Source organism: Bacillus sp. FSL R5-0593 (assembly GCF_038603755.1).
Lineage (GTDB): Bacteria > Bacillota > Bacilli > Bacillales > Bacillaceae > Bacillus > Bacillus velezensis.
Genome location: NZ_CP152011.1, coordinates 2,220,210 through 2,241,055, shown reverse-complemented (window position 1 = coordinate 2,241,055; position 20,846 = coordinate 2,220,210). Strand labels below are relative to the sequence as shown.

The 20,846-nt window shown below is 46.1% G+C and carries 17 protein-coding genes; 13 read left to right on the top strand and 4 right to left on the bottom strand.

Going from position 1 to position 20,846, the window contains the following annotated elements; genetic code table 11:
• Positions 1-34: 34 nt before the first annotated feature.
• Complete coding sequence (locus NYE36_RS10880; RefSeq protein ID WP_265451311.1) at positions 35-340, bottom strand: DUF948 domain-containing protein; 306 nt, start codon at positions 338-340, stop codon at positions 35-37.
• Positions 341-469: 129 nt separating this feature from the next.
• Here NYE36_RS10880 and NYE36_RS10875 point away from each other — a divergent pair, with 129 nt between their 5' ends.
• From NYE36_RS10875 to proB, 4 genes are all read left to right on the top strand, one after another.
• Positions 470-1,186 carry a 3-ketoacyl-ACP reductase gene (locus NYE36_RS10875; protein WP_007407344.1) on the top strand — a complete coding sequence of 239 codons (717 nt, stop codon included), beginning with the start codon at positions 470-472 and terminating at the stop codon, positions 1,184-1,186.
• Between the two features lie 285 nt (positions 1,187-1,471).
• Positions 1,472-1,840: a replication termination protein gene (gene rtp / locus NYE36_RS10870; RefSeq protein ID WP_003153833.1), complete on the top strand. Its 369-nt coding sequence runs from the start codon at positions 1,472-1,474 to the stop codon at positions 1,838-1,840.
• 175 nt (positions 1,841-2,015) lie between these two features.
• Positions 2,016-2,864, top strand: a complete 849-nt coding sequence (gene proC, locus NYE36_RS10865; RefSeq protein WP_094032313.1) for a pyrroline-5-carboxylate reductase — start codon at positions 2,016-2,018, stop codon at positions 2,862-2,864.
• A gap of 24 nt (positions 2,865-2,888) precedes the next feature.
• Positions 2,889-4,007, top strand: coding sequence for a glutamate 5-kinase (gene proB, locus NYE36_RS10860; protein WP_007611899.1), 1,119 nt, complete (start codon positions 2,889-2,891; stop codon positions 4,005-4,007).
• 60 nt (positions 4,008-4,067) lie between these two features.
• Here proB and NYE36_RS10855 read toward each other — a convergent pair whose 3' ends face one another.
• Positions 4,068-4,970, bottom strand: coding sequence for a LysR family transcriptional regulator (locus NYE36_RS10855; protein ID WP_007611897.1), 903 nt, complete (start codon positions 4,968-4,970; stop codon positions 4,068-4,070).
• Between the two features lie 145 nt (positions 4,971-5,115).
• On the opposite strand from NYE36_RS10855, the gene gltB reads away from it, so the two are divergent.
• The 3 genes from gltB (at position 5,116) to NYE36_RS10840 (ending at position 11,469) form a co-directional block, all read left to right on the top strand.
• Complete coding sequence (gene gltB, locus NYE36_RS10850) at positions 5,116-9,675, top strand: glutamate synthase large subunit (protein ID WP_094032314.1); 4,560 nt, start codon at positions 5,116-5,118, stop codon at positions 9,673-9,675.
• Between the two features lie 16 nt (positions 9,676-9,691).
• Positions 9,692-11,173, top strand: coding sequence for a glutamate synthase small subunit (gene gltD / locus NYE36_RS10845; RefSeq protein WP_076425192.1), 1,482 nt, complete (start codon positions 9,692-9,694; stop codon positions 11,171-11,173).
• A gap of 95 nt (positions 11,174-11,268) precedes the next feature.
• On the top strand, positions 11,269-11,469 hold the full coding sequence (locus tag NYE36_RS10840) for a hypothetical protein (RefSeq protein WP_043021799.1): 201 nt from the start codon (positions 11,269-11,271) through the stop codon (positions 11,467-11,469).
• A 26-nt stretch (positions 11,470-11,495) separates the two neighbouring features.
• On the opposite strand, the gene NYE36_RS10835 is transcribed toward NYE36_RS10840, so the two are convergent.
• The gene (locus NYE36_RS10835) at positions 11,496-12,476 is read right to left on the bottom strand and encodes a zinc-binding dehydrogenase (protein ID WP_069007405.1); all 981 of its coding nucleotides are present in this window, start codon (positions 12,474-12,476) and stop codon (positions 11,496-11,498) included.
• Between the two features lie 118 nt (positions 12,477-12,594).
• Between NYE36_RS10835 and NYE36_RS10830 the strand changes: the two genes are divergently transcribed.
• From NYE36_RS10830 to NYE36_RS10815, 4 genes are all read left to right on the top strand, one after another.
• Positions 12,595-13,461 (top strand): LysR family transcriptional regulator, encoded by an 867-nt coding sequence (locus NYE36_RS10830; RefSeq protein WP_342496853.1) that lies wholly within the window; start codon positions 12,595-12,597, stop codon positions 13,459-13,461.
• Between the two features lie 642 nt (positions 13,462-14,103).
• Positions 14,104-16,023 (top strand): threonine--tRNA ligase, encoded by a 1,920-nt coding sequence (gene thrS / locus NYE36_RS10825; protein WP_069007407.1) that lies wholly within the window; start codon positions 14,104-14,106, stop codon positions 16,021-16,023.
• Between the two features lie 46 nt (positions 16,024-16,069).
• Positions 16,070-16,372, top strand: coding sequence for a metalloregulator ArsR/SmtB family transcription factor (locus NYE36_RS10820; protein ID WP_003153841.1), 303 nt, complete (start codon positions 16,070-16,072; stop codon positions 16,370-16,372).
• 142 nt (positions 16,373-16,514) lie between these two features.
• Positions 16,515-17,690 (top strand): MFS transporter, encoded by a 1,176-nt coding sequence (locus NYE36_RS10815; RefSeq protein WP_094032316.1) that lies wholly within the window; start codon positions 16,515-16,517, stop codon positions 17,688-17,690.
• Positions 17,691-17,736: 46 nt separating this feature from the next.
• Here the strand turns inward: NYE36_RS10815 and ggt are convergent, their stop codons facing one another.
• Positions 17,737-19,512 carry a gamma-glutamyltransferase gene (ggt, locus tag NYE36_RS10810; RefSeq protein WP_007407357.1) on the bottom strand — a complete coding sequence of 592 codons (1,776 nt, stop codon included), beginning with the start codon at positions 19,510-19,512 and terminating at the stop codon, positions 17,737-17,739.
• Between the two features lie 243 nt (positions 19,513-19,755).
• Here ggt and NYE36_RS10805 point away from each other — a divergent pair, with 243 nt between their 5' ends.
• Entirely contained in the window at positions 19,756-19,986 is a 231-nt protein-coding gene (locus tag NYE36_RS10805; protein ID WP_003153848.1) for an excisionase family DNA-binding protein, read from the top strand.
• Between the two features lie 314 nt (positions 19,987-20,300).
• Positions 20,301-20,846, top strand: a complete 546-nt coding sequence (locus NYE36_RS10800; protein WP_003153850.1) for a site-specific integrase — start codon at positions 20,301-20,303, stop codon at positions 20,844-20,846.

Genomic DNA, 20,846 nt, shown 5'->3' with positions numbered 1-20,846 from the left:
TAGTGTCATCAAAAAAGTCGGATGACATGCAGGCTCATACATCACTTTTACCGGCGTTCCAGAGCATCTTCAGGACATGAGGCGTTCCTTTAACTTCGGCCGCCGTCGTTTGCACGGCTGTTTTTTTAGTGAGAAAATCTTCTTTCAGCTCTTTCTGCTTTTGCGATAACAGATCGGTTTCTGTTTTGATTTCATCAACGGACGTCTGCATGGACGCTGTCGCGGCGTTAATCTTCTTTATATCAGGCGCTGTGTTTCTTTTAAAATGGACGGCGGATACGGCTGCATAAATGAATGCGGCAGCCGCAACGGCAGCACTGATATACAAAATGATGATCATCTGCTTTTCACTCCTTTTTTTCAGTTGATACCCTTTACGGATCGTGTTGAATCATTTTATTTGCTAATTGTTTTTTTTCTGCTTATAATGTGAAATCGTACATAAGGACATTCAGAAAGGGTGAAAGACGTGGAAAGCTTACAAAACAAAACGGCTCTTATCACGGGTGCGGGCAGAGGAATCGGCCGCGCCGCCGCTATCGCTTTAGCCAAAGAAGGAGTCAATATCGGTTTAATCGGCCGTACAGAAGCAAATGTCGAAAAGGTTGCGGAAGAAGTGAAAGCCCTTGGTGTAAAGGCATCATTCGCTGCTGCCGATGTAAAAAACCAAAAAGAGGTAGAGCAAGCCGTCTCCTCTATTAAAGAAGAACTCGGTGAGATTGACATCTTGATTAACAATGCCGGAATCAGCAAATTCGGCGGATTTTTGGATCTTACGCCTGAAGAGTGGGAAGACATCATTCAAGTGAATGTAATGGGTGTATACCACGTGACACGCGCCGTTCTACCTGAAATGATTGAGAGAAAATCAGGAGATATCATTAATATTTCTTCTACGGCGGGCCAAAGAGGCGCCGCGGCGACAAGTGCGTACAGCGCTTCTAAATTTGCCGTTCTCGGTCTGACTGAATCTCTCATGCAGGAAGTCAGAAAACACAATATCCGTGTCAGCGCAATGACTCCGAGCACGGTTGCCAGCGACATGTCTATTGAATTAAATCTGACAGACGGCAATCCGGAAAAAGTCATGCAGCCTGAGGATCTTGCAGAATACATGGTTGCTCAATTGAAATTACATCCGCGCATTTTCATCAAAACTGCCGGTTTGTGGTCAACTAATCCTTAAACAAAAGGGGACCTGTCTTCGTGACGGGTCTTTTTTTGTTTCCGCAACCCGAATAAATGGGCATAAAGATCCGTTTTTGCAGAAAAAAGAGTGAAAAAGAAACCGATATCAGCTATAATTAAACTAAATAAACTATGTACCAAATGTTCATTAAAATTATTTTTCCCCGCCTCTAAAAAACAAATCAATACAAACCAAACTGTCCGAACAATAAAAGGGAAAACGGGATAGAAAGAGAATATTTAGTACATGGAATAATTTGTTAGAAGGAAGGGTGTGCACATATTGAAAGAAGAAAAAAGAAGTTCAACCGGTTTTTTAGTGAAACAAAGAGCTTTTTTAAAGCTTTACATGATTACAATGACAGAGCAGGAACGGCTTTACGGACTGAAGCTTCTCGAGGTGCTGCGTTCGGAATTTAAACCCATCGGTTTTAAGCCGAATCATACCGAGGTGTACCGTTCACTTCACGAACTATTGGATGACGGGATTTTAAAGCAAGTAAAAGTGAAAAAAGAGGGAGCCAAACTCCAGGAAGTCGTTCTCTATCAATTTAAAGACTATGAAGCTGCGAAGCTTTACAAAAAACAGCTGAAGACAGAGCTTGACCGCTGCAAAAAGCTGATAGAAAAAGCCATTTCAGATAATTTTTAAATCCGGCCGGAACGCACCCGGCCTCCCGGGCTCAAAAGGTGATTCTGTGATTCATTATACATAATAGCAGGCTCGGAACAATACATATCAATAATACCCTCAAACTTGACATCAACTCCTGAAGTGGTAACATAAAAAACGTGTGAAAAATACGAACAAAATACGAACAAGGGAGATGTTACCGATCTTAGATCAAAAGAAAGTTGCTTTTATCGGAGCAGGATCAATGGCTGAAGGAATGATATCAGGCATGGTCCGCGCAAAAAAAATTCCCAACCAAAACATCTGCGTGACAAACCGCCGCAATACAGAGCGACTCGCTGAATTGGAACATCAATACGGAATTCAGGGCATTGCTTTTGACAGCATGAAAACCGAAGATATTGATGTCTTTATTTTAGCCATGAAGCCGAAGGATGCTGAAATCGCTCTGGCTGCGCTGAAACGGCGTATTCAACCTCATCAAATCATCCTGTCTGTTCTGGCAGGCATAACAACCTCATTTATACAACAATCATTACATGATAATCAGCCGGTTGTAAGAGTCATGCCGAACACATCCAGCATGATCGGCGAATCGGCAACAGCTGCGGCTTTCGGAGACCATGTCTCTTACAGTTCAGCAAAAACCGCGGTATCCCTTTTGGAATGCCTCGGGGAAGTGTACGTGATCAAGGAAGATCAGATGGACATTTTCACCGGCATCGCAGGCAGCGGACCGGCGTACTTTTATTATTTAATGGAGTTTATTGAAAAAGCAGGTGAAGAAGCCGGCTTAGACAAACGGCTGTCCCGCAAAATCGGCGCGCAAACGTTATTGGGCGCCGCTAAAATGCTGATGGAAACGGGTGAAAAACCGGATGTGCTTCGGGAAAACATCACCTCTCCAAACGGCACGACGGAAGCCGGCCTCGATGCGCTCAGGTCAGAAGGCGGCGGAGAAGCCATTGCCAAAGCCATTAAACACGCGACCGAACGTTCTATTGAGATCAGCAAAACAATTGAAAAAACGGCAGCACTATAATCGTTAAAAAACAGGAGTGATACAGTGACGTCTCGGACGAAGATCAAAAGAGTCGCGGTGAAAATCGGCAGCAGCTCACTGACGAGCCTGCACGGGGAAATCAGCAGAAGAAAGCTGGAAGCATTGGTGGATCAAATCGCACAGCTGAAAGACAGCGGCTATGAAGTGATTTTAGTATCTTCCGGCGCAGTGGCGGCAGGTTATCGGAAGCTCGGATTTATTCAGAAACCGGAAAGCCTCCCTGAAAAACAGGCTTCTGCTTCCATCGGGCAGGGATTATTAATGGAGGCTTATTCAAAGCTGTTTTTAGCGCACGGTTATGTCGCATCACAAATTTTAATTACAAGAAGCGACTTTTCCGATGAATACCGCTACCATAATGTGCGCAATACGATGAACGTCCTTTTGGAACGGGGCATTATTCCGATTATTAATGAAAATGACACGGTCACAGTCAACCGGCTGAAATTCGGAGATAACGATACACTCGCAGCGAAGGTGGCAGGTTTAATTGATGCCGACATGCTTGTGATTTTATCAGACATTGACGGTTTATATGATGATAATCCGCGCAGCAACCCGAAAGCGAAAAGAATCAGACATGTAAGTGACATCACTCCGGAAATAGAAGCAAGCGCGGGAGATGCCGGGAGTGAAATGGGAACCGGCGGAATGCGTTCGAAACTGGATGCTTTTAAAATTGTGATGGCCTCCGGTATTAAAGGCTTTCTCGGGCAGGCTAACATTCCGGACATTCTGCTTCAAGCGGTAGATGAGGCGGCTGAAGGAACTTATTTTGAAGCGGAAGGAACCCTGCCGTTAAACCACAAAGAACAATGGCTTGCATTTAATTCCGGCCCCGAAGGCGAAATTGTGATGGAAAAAGAAAGCAGCCGCGATGTCGCGAACGGAAATATGGAGCTGTCACCGCAGGACATCGAGCAGATTAAGGGCAGATTCAGCAGCGGAGCGGTTGTCAGGCTGCTTGATCAGCAGGGAGAAGAGCTCGGACTCGGCATCGTCAACTATTCCTCAGCCCAGCTGAAGACTTTTAAAGAAACGCCGCCCAAACAGACCGATCAATCAGTCATTGATCCGGAAGCGTTTGTCTGCCACGTTGAACTATCCATTCCGATCGGCTGAGAAAGATCTATAAAAATATGAAAAAGCCCGAGGCTTCGTTTTGAAGCTCGGGTTTGTTTTTTATTGATATTGTTCAAGTTTGGAGAAAAATTGAATGACAAAATGATAGAAATCATTTGCAGACGGAGCCAGTTCCCTTCCTTTTGGTTTAATAATGCCTACGGTGCGCTTCACTTGAGGAAATTCAATCGGAATTTTGACCGTGAACCGGGGTGTGGTTTCTGCAAAGGTGCTTTCAGGTAATAAAGTAACTCCCATCCCCGCGGAGACTAATCCTTTAATGGCATCTAAATCCTCGCCTTCCGTCGATACAAGCGGCGCAAAGCCGGCCTGTCTGCAAGCGTCAATCGCCATGTTACGGAGAATAAACCCTTCAGGAAATAAAACAAATTGGTCGCCGCGCAGATCAATTAAATGAATATTTTTCTGTTTGGCAAGCGGATGGTGCAGCGGAACAAGCGCGTAAATCTTTTCCGTGAATAAGATATTGCCTGTTATGTCGGGGAATTCCGTCGGAACGGGGCCGAGCAGCGCCGCATCTATATCCCTGTTTCTTACCGCTTCGATTAAAAACTTATAAGACCCCTGGCGGAGCAAAAACTCAACGTTCGGGTATTCCTCTTTAAATGCCGAAATCACCGTCGGCAAAAGCTGGCTTGCAAGGCTCGTCGGAAATCCTATTTTGACGGTTCCGCGATTCGGATCAAGATATTCATCGATTTGTTCCTTCGCGTAATCAATTGCTTTCATCGCCGTTTTAACATGTTCTAAAAATTGTTTGCCGATCGGCGTTAATTTAATATTTCTGCCTTCCCGTTCAAATAAAGTGACTTGCAGCTCTTCTTCAAGATTTGCAATCTGCCTGCTGATGGCGGATTGTGCGACATGCAGATGATCAGCCGCTTCTGACACATGTTCCCGTTCTGCTACCTCCATAAAATACCGAAGCTGGCGTAATTCCATTGCGTTCACACCTATCTATCTCATTTTGAGATGTATTTGATCTAAATTATATATTGTTTATATTGTTTTGAAAACTTACAATTAATTTAAAGTTGTCAGATTTTATGACCGATAATTAACGGAAACTGATCGGGGGAGAGGAATTATGACTTACAATCAAATGCCGAAAGCACAAGGTCTCTACCGTCCGGAATTTGAGCACGATGCATGCGGAATCGGCTTATATGCCCATTTAAAAGGGAAACCTTCACATGACATTGTCAAAAAAGGACTGAAGATGCTTTGCCAGCTGGATCACAGAGGAGGACAGGGCAGTGATCCGAATACGGGTGACGGCGCCGGCCTGATGGTTCAGATCCCTGATGCTTTTTTTAAGAAAGAGTGCGGAGAAATGAGACTGCCGGAAAAAGGCCGTTACGGGGTAGGAATGGTCTTTTTCTCGCAAAATGAAGAGGAAAGAAAAAAGATCGAAAAACAGGTGAATGCATTCATTGAGCAGGAAGGACAGATCGTTCTCGGCTGGAGAACCGTCCCTGTAAATGTCGGAAAAATCGGAACAGTGGCACAAGGCACTTGCCCATATGTGCGTCAAGTATTCATCGGCGCCGCAAACGATTTGAAAGACAGCCTTGCTTTTGAACGCAAACTGTATGTCATCCGGAAGCAGGCGGAAAATTGGGGCGTTCAAGAACAGCTTGATTTTTACTTCGCAAGCCTGTCAAGCCAGACTATTGTTTATAAAGGTTTGTTAACGCCTGAGCAGGTTGACGCATTTTATTTGGATTTGCAGGATGAAACCTTCGTATCTGCATTCTCACTTGTGCATTCAAGGTTCAGCACAAATACCTTTCCTACTTGGGAACGTGCCCATCCGAACCGCTATCTGATTCATAACGGAGAAATCAATACGCTCCGGGGCAATATCAATTGGATGAGAGCGAGGGAGCAGCAGTTCGTTTCAGAAAGCTTCGGAGACGATCTTCACAAAGTGCTGCCGATTCTAAATGCTGAGGGCAGTGACTCATCCATTCTTGATAATGCGTTTGAATTTTTCGTGATGGCAGGGCGGAAACCGGCACATACGGCAATGATGCTGATTCCGGAACCATGGACGGAAAACACTCACATGTCTAAAGCGAAACGGGCTTTTTATGAATATCACAGCTCTTTAATGGAGCCGTGGGACGGGCCGACCGCCATTTCGTTTACGGACGGAAAACAGATCGGCGCCATCCTTGACCGTAACGGCCTGCGTCCGGCACGTTACTATGTGACAAAAGATGACCATATTATTTTCTCATCTGAGGTCGGCGTTATTGAAGTAGAGCAGGAGAACATTCTTCATAAAAAACGTCTGGAGCCCGGAAAAATGCTGCTCATTGACTTAGAAGAAGGCCGGATTATTTCAGATGAAGAAGTGAAAACAGAAATTGCCAATGAATTCCCTTATCAAAAATGGCTTGAAGAAGAATTGGTTCAAGTGAATCCTGACCCGGAAATCCGGGAAGAGGAACAATTCGATGATCTTCTCGTCCGTCAAAAAGCGTTTGGCTATACGTATGAAGATATTCAGAAGTATTTAATTCCTGTTATTAAAGAAGGCAAGGACCCGCTCGGCTCTATGGGAAATGATTCGCCGCTCGCCGTTTTATCCGACCGCGCCCAATCACTGTTTCATTACTTTAAACAGCTGTTCGCGCAAGTCACAAACCCGCCGATTGATGCGATCCGCGAGCAGCTTGTGACCTCTACGGTGACCTGGCTTGGAGCTGAAGGCGATCTGCTGCATCCGAGTGAAAGAAATGCACGCCGCATAAAATTGTATACTCCTGTATTATCAAACGAACAGTTTTATGCGCTGAAAACACTTGTGCATCCTGACATTAAGAGCCAGAACATCCGCACGCTGTTTTCCGATGACCTAGAAAAAGGCCTGAAGGATTTGTTTCAGCAGGCGGAAAAAGCGATCAAGGAAGGCGTATCTCTGTTAATTTTATCTGACAGGGCAATGAGTAAGGAATTGACGCCGATTCCGCCGCTTTTGGCCGTCAGTGCGCTGCATCAGCATCTGATCCGTCAAGGCCTGCGAACAAAAGCAAGCATTATCGTTGAATCCGGGGAAGCGCGTGAAGTTCATCACTTTGCGGCTCTCATCGGGTATGGTGCAGATGCTGTCAATCCGTATTTGACTTACGCTACGTATAAGCAGGAAATCGATGAAGGCCGGCTTGATATTCCGTATGAAGAAGCTGTCAGCAAATACGGAAAGAGCGTAACAGAAGGCGTCGTGAAAGTGATGTCAAAAATGGGGATTTCAACTGTGCAAAGTTACAGGGGCGCCCAAATTTTTGAAGCGGTCGGCATCGGTGAAGACGTTATCGCCAAATACTTTACCGGTACTGCATCTCAGCTTGGCGGAATCGATATCGAGACGATTGCGCAAGAAGCGAAACAGCGCCATCAAGCGGCGTACAAGGATGATTACAGCCAAACCCTTGATCCGGGAAGTGAATTCCAATGGCGGAACGGAGGAGAGCACCACGCTTTCAACCCGAAAACCATCCATACGCTGCAATGGGCCTGCCGCAAAAATGATTACAGCCTGTTTAAGCAGTATTCTCATGCAGCGGATGAAGAACGAATCGGATTTTTACGCAATCTGTTCGCCTTCAAAGAAGACCGCAAGCCTTTAAAATTAGAGGAAGTTGAATCAGCTGCTTCCATCGTGAAACGTTTTAAAACAGGAGCGATGTCATTCGGTTCATTAAGCAAGGAAGCCCATGAGGCTTTAGCGATAGCGATGAACAGGCTTGGCGGAAAAAGCAACAGCGGAGAAGGCGGCGAGGACCCGAAACGTTTCGTTCCGGATGAAAATGGCGACGACAGAAGAAGTGCGATTAAACAGATTGCTTCCGGCCGTTTCGGCGTAAAGAGCCATTATCTCGTCAATGCGGATGAATTGCAGATCAAAATGGCGCAAGGGGCGAAGCCGGGAGAAGGCGGTCAGCTTCCGGGCAACAAGGTATATCCTTGGGTCGCGGATGTCCGCGGTTCTACACCAGGTGTAGGGCTGATCTCACCGCCTCCTCACCATGATATTTATTCAATTGAAGATTTGGCGCAGCTGATTCATGATTTGAAAAATGCTAATCGAAGCGCGCGAATCAGCGTCAAGCTCGTGTCAAAAGCCGGCGTCGGCACGATTGCGGCCGGTGTGGCAAAAGGCACTGCGGATGTCATCGTCATCAGCGGCTACGATGGCGGAACGGGCGCGTCGCCGAAAACAAGTATTAAACATACGGGTCTTCCGTGGGAGCTTGGTCTTGCAGAAGCTCACCAAACGCTGATGCTGAACGGTTTACGGGATCGCGTGGTATTGGAAACGGACGGTAAGCTGATGACAGGCCGGGATGTCGTAATGGCCGCCTTGCTCGGTGCGGAGGAATTCGGCTTTGCTACAGCGCCGCTTGTCGTTCTCGGCTGCGTCATGATGCGCGCCTGCCATTTAGATACATGTCCTGTAGGTGTCGCGACGCAAAACCCGGAGCTTCGCAAAAAATTCATGGGCGATCCTGACCATATCGTAAATTACATGCTGTTTGTCGCAGAAGAAGTGCGTGAATATATGGCGCAGTTAGGCTTTAAGACGCTTGATGAAATGATCGGACGCACGGACGTTCTTCATGTCAGTGAACGTGCGAAAGCGCATTGGAAAGCGGGCCAGCTTGATTTATCCACACTGCTGTACCAGCCTGAAGGCGTACGCACTTTCCGTACGGCGCAAAACCATAAAATCGACGAGTCGCTTGATATGACGGTTATTCTTCCGGCGGTGCAGGCTGCAATTGAAGCCGGTCAGGAAGCGGAAGCTGAAATCAAGATCAATAATACAAATCGCGTAGCCGGAACCGTGACGGGAAGTGAAATTTCTAAACGCTACGGAGCGGAAGGCCTGCCGGATGATACGATCAGACTTCATTTTACCGGATCAGCCGGACAGAGTTTCGGAGCATTTGTCCCTAAGGGGATGACGCTTCATTTGAACGGGGATTCAAATGACTACGTAGGCAAAGGGCTTTCAGGCGGAAAAATCATCGTGAAAGCGCCTGATGCCTTCAATTGTGAAACGCACGATAACGTTATTATCGGGAACGTCGCATTTTACGGAGCAACAAGCGGGGAAGCGTACATTAACGGGCGCGCCGGTGAACGTTTTGCAGTCCGTAACAGCGGAGTCAATGTCGTTGTAGAAGGTATCGGAGACCACGGCTGTGAATACATGACAGGCGGCCGGGTTGTCGTCCTCGGCGAAGTCGGCAAAAACTTCGGGGCGGGAATGTCAGGCGGTATCGCATACGTCCTCAGTGATGATGCCAAAGCATTTAAACGCAAATGCAACATGGAAATGATTTCATTTGAAAAGCTGACGGATGAGGCGGAGATCAAAGAAGTGCAAGAAATGGTCAAACGGCATGCGGCGCTGACAAACAGCAAAAAAGCCGCAGATCTCCTGGACAATTGGGAAAAAGCCGCAGAAACCTTTATCAAAGTCATTCCGAAAAACTATAAACAAATGCTCCTCAGCATCGAAGAACAAAAAGCGGCGGGTTTATCAGAAGAAGACGCAATTATGTATGCTTTTGAAGCCAATACAAAGGTCCTCCAAACGCCTGCCAAAGATCAAAAACAAGCGGTAGTACAGTAAGAAAGGGGAGAGGAACATGGGGAAACCAACTGGATTCATGGAAGAAAAACGAGAAAAACCGGCTGAGCGGGACCCTCTCACTCGCTTAAAGGATTGGAAAGAGTATTCGGCTCCGTTTTCAAGTGAAGCGTCAAAGCGGCAGGGGGCGCGGTGTATGGATTGCGGCACACCGTTTTGCCAAATCGGCGCTGATATCAACGGTTTTACGTCCGGCTGCCCGATTTATAATCTGATACCGGAGTGGAATGACCTCGTCTATCGGGGGCGCTGGAAAGAAGCCTTGGAGCGCCTTCTGAAAACGAATAACTTTCCTGAATTCACAGGGCGGGTCTGTCCCGCTCCTTGTGAAGGATCTTGTACGCTGGCTATTTCAGATCCGGCTGTTTCAATTAAAAACATCGAGCGGACGATCATTGACAAAGGTTTTGAAAATGGATGGATTCAGCCGAGAATTCCAGCGAAACGCACAGGTAAAAAAGTCGCTGTCGTCGGTTCAGGCCCGGCAGGTCTGGCAAGCGCTGATCAGCTGAACCAAGCCGGTCATTCCGTAACGGTCTATGAGCGTGCTGACAGAGCGGGAGGCCTGCTGATGTACGGCATTCCGAGCATGAAGCTTGAGAAAAGTGTCGTCGAACGCCGTATTAAACTTTTGACGCAGGAAGGTATAGATTTTGTAACAAATACCGAAATCGGCGTTGACATAACGGCAGATGAGCTGAAAGATCAATTTGATGCCGTCATTTTGTGCACAGGCGCCCAAAAGCAGCGCAATCTGCTGATTGAAGGCCGGGAAGCAAAAGGCGTCCATTATGCGATGGACTATTTAACACTGGCGACGAAAAGCTATTTAGATTCCAACTTTAAAGACAAACAATATATAGACGCTAAAGGGAAAGACGTCATCGTAATCGGCGGAGGAGACACAGGAGCTGACTGCGTGGCAACCGCGCTGCGCCAAAAAGCGCGCAGCGTGCACCAGTTCGGGAAACATCCTAAACTTCCTCAAACGCGCACGAACGACAATATGTGGCCTGAACAGCCGCACGTCTTTACCCTTGAATACGCCTATGAAGAAGCGCAGGCAAAGTTCGGCAAAGACCCGAGAGAATATTCAATTCAGACGACAAAAATGGTGGCCGATAAGCAGGGCCGCTTACAAGAGATTCACACCATTCAAATGGAAAAAGTCAGAAACGAATTCGGAAAGTATGAATTTCATGAACTGCCCGGAACAGAAAAAGTCTGGCCTGCTCAGCTGGTGTTCATCGCCATCGGTTTTGAAGGGACGGAACAGCCATTATTGAAACAGTTCGGTGTCGATTCGGCAAATCATAAAATTCAGGCGGCATATGGGGATTATAAAACGAATGTTGACGGTGTTTTCGCCGCAGGGGATGCAAGAAGGGGCCAAAGCCTGATTGTATGGGCGATTAATGAAGGCCGGGAAGCAGCGCGCGAAGTCGACAGTTATTTAATGGGGAGCACTGTTTTACCGTAAATAAAGGGGTTTATTTATAAAACCGGCTGGGATCAGCCGGTTTTTCGTATTGAAATGAAACCTCCTTCTTCCTTTATTGGTCATATAAGGGTAACGTGGAAGATAACATACGGAATTTTGTTTTACAGAGTGGAGAGATTGTTTTCTTCCGCAGACTGAGACGATTTGCAAGCCTTGAGCAGTTGATCACGGTGCTGCTGACGGGCTCTGTGTGTCTGCAGTCGATTTGCGGGCAGATTTTAATTGATGAAGAAAAACATATTGAATTTCAAGCGGAAACGCTTATAAACAAATAAGAAACGGACGCGTCCGCTCCTCTTTTTTAGACATCCAAACGAAATCCGATATTGCCGAACTGCCGTCCTTCCCGCATTCTGTTAAAAGCGGCAGCTGCTTCACTGAGAGGGTACATGCGGTCGATAATGGGACGGATGCCGCAGCGGTTTACCAATTCCAGCATATCCGCAAATTCCTCATTGCTTCCCATTGATGTACCGAGAATATGAATCTGCGGAAAAAACAGCGAGCGAATAGGAAATCCGAGCTGATCGCCTGAACTGGCGCCGAATGTTACGATCCGGCCATTCGGTTTCATAATGTCAAGATAGTGTTGAAACAAGGCGGGGCCTACACCGTCAAGTATGATATCTGCTTTTTCGCCATTCAGCGCCTCATTCCAGTCACCGTAGCTGTCAATCGCCCGGTCTGCACCGTATGACAGTGCGGTGTGTTTTTTGTTTTCACTGCGGGAGGTGACGCTGACTGTCGCTCCGATAGCTTTTGCCATTAATAAGGCGTAAGTTGCCACGCCGCTTCCGATGCCCGGAAGGATAAGATGTTCGCCTTTTTTTAATTGTCCTTTTGTAAATAAGGCGCGATAAGCGGTTAATGCTGATAACGGCAGCACGCCCGCTTCCTCCCAAGTCAGGTGTTCGGGTTTTAAAACGGCATTTTCCTCAGGAACGATGACATAAGGTGAAAATGTTCCGTCGCTCGGACCGCCTAAAATGTCAGGGACGGCCGGTACGTCCTCAACAGTCTTCCAATTCAGCACCGGGTTGATGATGACTTCTGCATGCAGTAAATGAGACCGGACGCCGTGTCCTATTTCGGTTACGATTCCCGCGCCGTCTGAACCGAGAGTAAATTCATGGTTTCCGGTTTCGTGGTTTTTCATTAAAAACAAATCACGATGGTTTAATCCGGCTGTTTTCAGCTTTATTTTTACTTCGCCGTTTCCCGGCCTTTTGTCAGGTGCCTGCCTGAAACCAAAGCCATTTTCGTGTATGATAAGGGCATTCATCATTCTTCTCTCCTTTATGATTGATGAGAAAGATTTTACAGGCTGTATCAGCTGCAGTAAATAAATGAAAATTGATAGCCGGCTATCAATAAAAATCATAGCAAGAAGGTGCCCTTACATGGAAAGCGGAGACTTAAAGATTTTTCAGGCTGTCGCCCGCAAAGGAAGTATTTCAAAGGCGGCAGAAAGCCTGCATTATGTTCAATCAAATGTGACAAACAGGATTCAGCAGCTGGAACGGCAATTGCAAACACAGCTTTTTTACCGCACAAATCGGGGGATGACGCTGACGCCTGCAGGTGAAAACTTATTGAAAGACGCAGACAGAATCCTTCAATTGCTGCATGAGGCGCAAAAAACGGCGCAAGAAGCAGGCGATCCGAACGGCCCGCTTCGAATCGGTTCTCTTGAAACGGCGGCAGCCGTCCATCTCCCACAATTTTTCACGGAGTATTGCAGCCGCTGCCCGAAAGTACAGCTGTCTCTGTCAACCGGTGATACACATACCTTAGTGCAGCGCGTCTTACACTATGAGCTGGACGGCGCTTTTGTTTATGGTCCGGTCGAATACGAAGATCTTGAACAAGTCGCTGTATTTCAAGAAGAATTGGTCTTGGCTTCAAATAAGCGGGAAGGCAGTTTGCAAGACTTGTTGCGAGAGCCGATTCTGTATTTTGCCGCGGGCTGTTCGCACCGCCGCAAAATAAAACACATACTGAAAGAAGAAGCAGTACCCGCACATAAAATCATTGAATTCGGTACGTTGGAAGCCATTATTGGGGCGGTGCAGGCGGGGATGGGGGGTTCCTTTCTGCCTGCATCAGCCGTCCGTTATTTTCAAAACAGGAAAAATCTTTTTCTTCATGAGCTTCCTGAACAGTTTCGGGATATGAATATATCATTCATCTACCGGAGTGATTTATTTTTGACATCGGCGTTTGAAGAACTGCTGAATGGATTAAAAGCATTACCGAACGGAAGATGAGAAAACAGGACAGCTGTGTACGCCAATTTTTTCGTTCTGGTTTTTCTTAAAAAAACTTTCTTTTTCGGAAAATTTATGTATAATAAAAGAAAGTTTTTCGGATAAAGTATCTGCAATGATAAGGACATGAGACATTTTAACCGGCCATACAGAGAGGGAAGGCACGGCTGAGACCTTCCCGGCACGAAGAATGAGCTTACCGCCTTTTGAGCTGTATCGGTGAACGAAAGCAGCCGATACCGTATAGCCGCGTTACGGCAAAAATGAGCCGTCACTTGAAGTGGCGGGAATTTGGGTGGAACCGCGGGTCTGACACACACTCGTCCCTTATTTTGGGATGAGTGTGTTTTTATGTTTATATAAGAAAAATGGCAATGATAAGGACATGAGACATTTTAACCGGCCATACAGAGAGGGAGGGCACGGCTGAGACCTTCCCGGCACGAAGAATGAGCTTACCGCCTTTTGAGCTGTATCGGTGAACGAAAGCAGCCGATACCGTATAGCCGCGTTACGGCAAAAATGAGCCGTCACTTAAAGTGGCGGGAATTTGGGTGGAACCGCGGGTCTGACACACACTCGTCCCTAGCTTTGGGATGAGTGTGTTTTTTATTTTATTAAAAATAAAGGAGAGATCAGACCGTGAAGGAGCCACACATTGTGATTACTTTTCCTGATGGGAAACAAAAAAAATACCGGAAAGGCGTTACGTTAGAAGAGATCGCACAATCAATCAGTCCGAGTCTGAAAAAGGCATCTGCCGCCGGAAAGATAAACGGATCGTTATTTGACCTTAGAAGAAGCATTCAGATTGACGCGGCGATTGAACTGTGCAGTTTTCAGTCTGAAGCGGGACTGGAAGTGATGAGACACACAGCAGCACACGTATTGGCGCAAGCGGTAAAACGTCTGTATCCGAAGGTTTGTTTAGGGATCGGACCCGTTATTGAAAATGGCTTTTATTATGATTTTGATATGGATGAAACAATTACTGAAAAAGACCTGGCCGTCATTGAAAAAGAGATGAACCGAATCATTTCGGAAAATCCGGAAATTATCAGAGAAGAAATCTCCAGAGAAGAGGCAGAGCAGCTGTTTGCTCATGAACCGCTGAAGCTTGAGCTCTTAGCGGGTATTCCGCAGACTGATACAATCAGTATATACCGCCAGAGCGAATTCATTGATTTATGCCGGGGTCCGCACTTGGCGTCTGCCGGACAGATAAAAGCTTTTTCGCTCACTCATGTATCAGGGGCTTATTGGCGCGGCGACAGCAACCAAAAAATGCTCCAGCGCATCTATGGAAAAGCATTTTCCTCAGAAAAGGAGCTGAACAGACATTTTCAGCTGTTGAAAGAGGCGGAGATGAGAAATCATCGGAAATTGGGAGCGGAGTTACAACTTTTTATGTTTTCGGAAGAAGCGCCGGGTATGCCTTTTTATCTGCCGAACGGTCAGTTTATCCGAAACACGCTTGAATCATTTCTGCGTTCGAAGCAGGATGCCTATCATTATCACGAAGTGCGCACCCCTATGATGATGAACCAGCGTCTTTGGGAGCAATCCGGTCACTGGGAACATTATAAAGAGAATATGTATTTCTCGGAAGCCGATCATCAGCGCTTCGCGTTAAAGCCGATGAACTGTCCCGGCCACATGCTCTTATTTAAAGAAAAGCTTCGTTCTTATCGTGATCTTCCGATTCGGATGGCTGAGTTCGGTCAGGTGCACCGTCACGAATTCAGCGGGGCGCTTAATGGCCTGCTCCGCGTCAGATCTTTTTGCCAGGATGACGCACACATTTTTGTAACGCAGGATCAAATCGAGAGTGAAATCGCTTCGGCGCTGCAGCTTATTCACGAGGTGTACACCGCATTTGGTTTTTCCTATGATATTGAGCTGTCAACAAGACCGGAAGATTACATGGGAAGCGAACACTTGTGGGACAGGGCTGAGAGCGCATTAGAAAAAGTATTAAAAGAACAGGGATATCGTTTTCGGTTTAATCGGGGAGATGGTGCATTTTACGGACCGAAAATTGATATTCATATAAAAGATGCGCTGAACCGGAGCCATCAATGCGCCACTGTCCAACTGGATTTTCAAATGCCGGAGAAATTTGATTTAACATATATTGATGAAAAAAACCAAAAAGTCCGTCCTGTTGTCATTCACCGGGCGGTATTCGGATCTCTCGACAGATTTCTCGGAATCATTACAGAACATTTCGCAGGAGCGTTCCCTTTATGGCTTGCACCGGTACAGGCAAAAATCATCCCAGTATCAAACACCGCACACCGGGACTGCGCAGAACAGGTGCATTGGCAAATGAAGAAAGCGGGTATCCGGGCTGAGCTTGATCAGCGTGATGAAAAACTCGGCTATAAAATCAGAGAAGCACAAATGAAAAAAATACCGTATATTGCTGTTGTGGGAGATCGAGAGTGCCGCCATCAATCTGTACATGTAAGGCAATACGGGCGGGAAGACACATTTGAAGAGAATGTGAGTGATTTTATTTCCCGGATCATAAGAGAGGCAAAACAAAAAATAGAGATTTAATAAAAACAATATTGACATATCGTAAAATCACGATATAATAAAGCGTATGAAACCTATTGATGTTTTTAAAGCGTTGTCTAATGAGTCACGGCTTGAGATTTTGCAATGGCTGAAAGAGCCGGACCGTCACTTCGCCCCGCATGATGGCATTGATATGAATGAGATCGGAGTATGTGTCAGCCAGATCACCGATAAGCTTCAGATGACACAGTCAACGGCGTCTCAATATCTTTCCATCCTTCAGCGGGCGGGCCTTATCCAAACAAAACGGATTGGCAAATACACCTATTATAAAAGAGATGAAGACGCGATAAAGGCGATGGCCGATTATTTTCAGCGCGAAATGTAGGCTGAATCCTTTAGAAGAGGGATTCAGTTTCTTTTTCCGACTACACATCGACATATTGCGATTTGTTTCTGTTTGTTCAACTCTTTATATCGATATATCACAATATATCTTTATATAAATCATCAATGAAGGAGTGTGTCAGGTGCAAAATACCTGGAAGATTTACATTTTGGCAATTATCAGTTTTTTAGTGGGGACGTCTGAATATGTGATATCAGGGATGCTTGATAAAATTGCAGGTTCCTTGGGAGTTACTGTGGCAGCGGCAGGGCAGCTGATTACGATTTTTTCACTTGTTTATGCAATCGGAACGCCTGTCATGATGGCCCTTACAGCAAAACTGGACAGAAGGAAGCTCATGATCTATGCTCTGGGGCTGTTTGTTATCGGGAATATCATTTCTTTCCTTGTGCAGGGATTCGGCTTATTTGCGGGAGCGCGGGTGATCATGGCGCTTGGAGCAGGAACTGTGGTGGTCACCGCGCTTACGATCGCAGCAAAAATCGCTCCCCCGGGAAAACAGGCAAGTTCTCTCGCAACCGTCATTATGGGGTTTACGGCGGCGCTCATTATCGGTGTTCCGATCGGAAGAACCGTGTCTGAAGCTTTTGGCTGGAAGGTGGTTTTTGCCGGAATTGCGGCAATCGGAATCATTGCCATGCTTATTATACGTTTCGCGTTGCCTGAGATAAAAGGAGATAAACCGGTGCCGCTCATTCAGCAATTTTCTCTTTTGAAGAAACGAAAGGTGGCAGTCGGGCTGGCCATTACGTTTTTTTGGCTCGGAGGCTATTCGGTTACGTATACGTACCTTTCTCCGTATTTACTGAACGTTACTCATATCGGAAGCGGAATACTGAGTACATTGCTGCTTATTTTCGGTGTTGCAAGTCTTGCCGGTTCTAAAGCAGGCGGTTTCAGCGCAGACAAATGGGGGGCGCGTATGACATTAACCGGCGGAATGGCGCTTCATGCTATCATGCTCATGTTATTGCCGTTTGTCACACATTCTGCTTTCGGAGCGGCGGCAGTGCTTATGTTTTGGTCCTTCGCCGCCTGGTCATCTGGGCCTGCTCAGCAGTATCATTTGGCAACGATGGAGCCTGAATCATCGGGTGTATTACTTGGCCTCAACCAGTCTGTGATGCAGCTGGCTATGGCGGCCGGTGCGGGCATCGGGGGCATTGTTGTCACCCATCTGTCTCTTGCGTCTGTTACATGGATCGGAGCAGCGGGTGTTGTCATCGCGATGTGCGTCGTGCTTTCACTTGCGTCGTTAACATCTGAAAAAACCTCATCTGAATACAGTGCAGAATAAACAAAAGCCTCGTTTCTCAGCTTGAGAAACGAGGCTTTTCACCTTGTCATTTTTCGCATTTTTTCAAGTTTACGCCGATTGCGGCTCCGTTTCGGCTTGAGTCGGCAACTCCGGTGAAGGTGCCGTTTTCACGGTCAATCAGGATGCTTTGCACATTACCGATATCAACCGGGCTGCTGCCGAATTTATGCCCCATTTCGTTCAGTTTTGTGCGGGCTTCTTCCGGCACTCCTTTTTCATATCGATAGGATGTCATGCTGTTTGTGTAAATTCTCGGCTCTTCGACCGCCGCTTTCAGATCCATGCCGTACTCAACTTTGTTCAGGATCGTTTGCAGGACGGAAGAAATAATCGTTGCTCCGCCGGGGGAGCCGACAGTCAGGACAGGTTCGTTATTTTTAAATAAAATAGTCGGAGTCATGCTGCTGAGCGGACGTTTATTCGGCTGCACTTCATTTGCGCCGCCAGGCACCGCATCAAAGTCTGTTAACTCATTATTCAACACAACGCCGTATCCGGGAACCATAATGCCGGAACCGAACAGCTGTTCAATCGTTGTCGTATAAGATACGACATTGCCGAAGCGATCAGTTACCGTGAAGTGAGTCGTTTGGCCTTCTTGTTTGTCAGTCGGCTGCTCCACTTGTTTATAGTTTGCAGAACCTTCCTGATAGGCCCAAGGGTCGCCGGCTTTCGGTTTTTTATTGACTTTATCAATATCTATCAGCTGTCTGCGGGCATTGATATAATCTGGATTCAAGAGGCCTTTGAGAGGGACGTTGACGAATTCTGGATCCCCGGCAAATGCGGCGCGGTCAGCATAAGCCAAATGCATCGTTTCTGCGAGAAGCTGATATTTTTGCCAAGAACGGATATCATATTGAGAAAGCTTAAAATCATCCAGGAGGTTCAGCATTTGCAACAGGAAAACACCGCCCGAGCTTGGAGGAGGAGCAGTTGCGATATGATAGCCCTGGTAATCTCCCCAGATCGGTTCGTCAATCGTCACATTGAAGTTTTTAATATCTTTTTCTGTCATTGAGCCGCCGAATTCCTGCACTGTTTCCGCAAGCTTTTTGGAGAATGCTCCGTCATAGAATGCTTTTGTGCCTTTGTACTTAATAGCTGTAAATGTTTTGGCTAAGTCTTTTTGGATGAGTGTGTCTCCTTCTTTCAGAGGTTCTCCGTCCGGAAGAAACACGTCTTTTGCAGCAGTGTGTGATAATTTGTCTTTATAATCTGAGATGGCATCAGCTAAAACCGAATCGATCGGAAAGCCTTTTGAGGCAAGTTTAATGGAAGGGGTGATGAGTTGTTTCATGGAGCGTGTGCCCCATTTGTCGAGCGCTTTTTCAAGTCCTTTTAATGTTCCCGGAACACCGACTGCAGTCCCTTTCGTAACGCGTTCGGAGAAAGGGATGGCTTTGCCGTTTTCGTCAAGGAACATATCCGGTGTTGCGCCTGCCGGTGCGCGTTCCCGGCTGTCGATAATGGTGGTGTCTTTCGTCTTCGCATCATAAACCATCATAAATCCGCCGCCGCCGATTCCCGACATCATCGGTTCAGTTACGTTTAATGCGAATTGAATGGCAACCGCGGCGTCAATTGCATTGCCGCCTTTTTTCAGCACGTCGGCACCGATTTGTGAAGCGAGAGGGTGGGCGGTGGCAACCATGCCGTCTTTGCCGACATCTACCTGTTTGTAGTCGTCATAGGAAAACGGGTGTTTCTTAGCCTGAGCGTGATAAGGGATGCTTCCGGCCGCGAGCAACGTACTGAGCAGAACGATAAAACAGAGATTCATAAACTTTTTCTTTTTCATAGTCTGCCTCCTTTGTTTTCCGCTTACAATTATAGAGTAAGTAAAATGTGCTGTTTTCACAAGTGACAAACGGAATAGTCCGATGCGCAAAAAGTTGGGGTTTCTGTGTGAATGTAATCAGTCGCAAATAGGCTAAATGGGAAACCGGACTGAAAAAGCTGTGAAACAAGCATAAAGACAAAAAATAAGCTACAATGAACAAAACAGAATTCACTCACATGACATATGAAAGGAACGTGAGCCATGTATTTAACGATCAAAGAGACAGCGGAGTTTACCAGTCTTCCTGAAGAATATGTGCACAATCTTGTTTTGACGAATAAAATAAGGGCCGTCCATGACGGACAGCAATATTTAATCAACAAGGAACAATTTCAAACCCATCTCGAACAGCTGGAAAAATATAAGGAAATGATTCAAGAGTTTTTAAATGAGCCGCTTCCTGAAGACATTGATGTAAAAGATGAAGACTAGGACACAATTTCATATTGTGTCTTTTTTTGCATTTTTTTCGGTTGCTCACAAAAAAACGGATGCTCAGATTTCCTTTTAAGGCCGTTGTTTTCATTTTTTAATGCCTTGAGTCTCTATTTGTTTAAAAGCTTGTCACCGGGCTTAAAATGATGTTTTTGAGGAATTTATTGAAACTGCGTATCTGATTCACCTTATGTAACACTATGTATATTATGTTACATAAGACCCTTTATCCTTTATCATTCAACGGGTTTCGGCTATAATAGTAACATAATACTCAATATGTTACTTTACCAATTATAAGGGGTTTTTTGATGCATATCGTACAGCCGATCCGAAGTTTGGAGAAGATCCAGGAAGTCAAACAGTATTTAATGAAGAAAAGTGATCGTGATTATTTTTTATTTATTTTTGGCATGAACAGCGCACTGCGGATTTCTGATGTTCTGCCGCTTCGCGTGAGGGATGTCAGGAACAAAGACCATGTGTGGGCAACCGAAAGCAAAACGAGAAAGAAAAGAAAAATTCTGATACTGGAGTCTTTAAAGGCCGACATATACGCTTATACAAAAGACATGAAAGAGGATGACTATTTGTTTAAATCGAAACGGACGAATAAGCCCATATCCCGGATTCAGGCATACAGAATATTAAAGGAAGCGGCTGCCGCTTGCGGATTGGAGGAAATCGGGACGCATACGCTTAGAAAGACGTTCGGGTATCATTTTTATCAGAGGACAAAAGACATTGCTGAACTGCAGAGGATTTTGAATCATTCTTCTCCGTCTATTACAATGCGTTATATCGGAATAGATGAAGATACGACGAGAGCCGCCTATAAAGTGTTCGGAGGGCTGTAG

What these genes read in the sequence shown, in the direction of transcription:
- NYE36_RS10880 (WP_265451311.1), bottom strand. Translation starts at nt 340, where the DNA reads ATGATCATCATTTTGTATATCAGTGCTGCCGTTGCGGCTGCCGCATTC.
- proC (WP_094032313.1), top strand. Translation starts at nt 2,016, where the DNA reads ATGTTACCGATCTTAGATCAAAAGAAAGTTGCTTTTATCGGAGCAGGA.
- NYE36_RS10855 (WP_007611897.1), bottom strand. Translation starts at nt 4,970, where the DNA reads ATGGAATTACGCCAGCTTCGGTATTTTATGGAGGTAGCAGAACGGGAA.
- gltB (WP_094032314.1), top strand. Translation starts at nt 5,116, where the DNA reads ATGACTTACAATCAAATGCCGAAAGCACAAGGTCTCTACCGTCCGGAA.
- gltD (WP_076425192.1), top strand. Translation starts at nt 9,692, where the DNA reads ATGGGGAAACCAACTGGATTCATGGAAGAAAAACGAGAAAAACCGGCT.
- NYE36_RS10835 (WP_069007405.1), bottom strand. Translation starts at nt 12,476, where the DNA reads ATGAATGCCCTTATCATACACGAAAATGGCTTTGGTTTCAGGCAGGCA.
- NYE36_RS10830 (WP_342496853.1), top strand. Translation starts at nt 12,595, where the DNA reads ATGGAAAGCGGAGACTTAAAGATTTTTCAGGCTGTCGCCCGCAAAGGA.
- NYE36_RS10820 (WP_003153841.1), top strand. Translation starts at nt 16,070, where the DNA reads ATGAAACCTATTGATGTTTTTAAAGCGTTGTCTAATGAGTCACGGCTT.
- ggt (WP_007407357.1), bottom strand. Translation starts at nt 19,512, where the DNA reads ATGAAAAAGAAAAAGTTTATGAATCTCTGTTTTATCGTTCTGCTCAGT.
- NYE36_RS10805 (WP_003153848.1), top strand. Translation starts at nt 19,756, where the DNA reads ATGTATTTAACGATCAAAGAGACAGCGGAGTTTACCAGTCTTCCTGAA.
- NYE36_RS10800 (WP_003153850.1), top strand. Translation starts at nt 20,301, where the DNA reads ATGCATATCGTACAGCCGATCCGAAGTTTGGAGAAGATCCAGGAAGTC.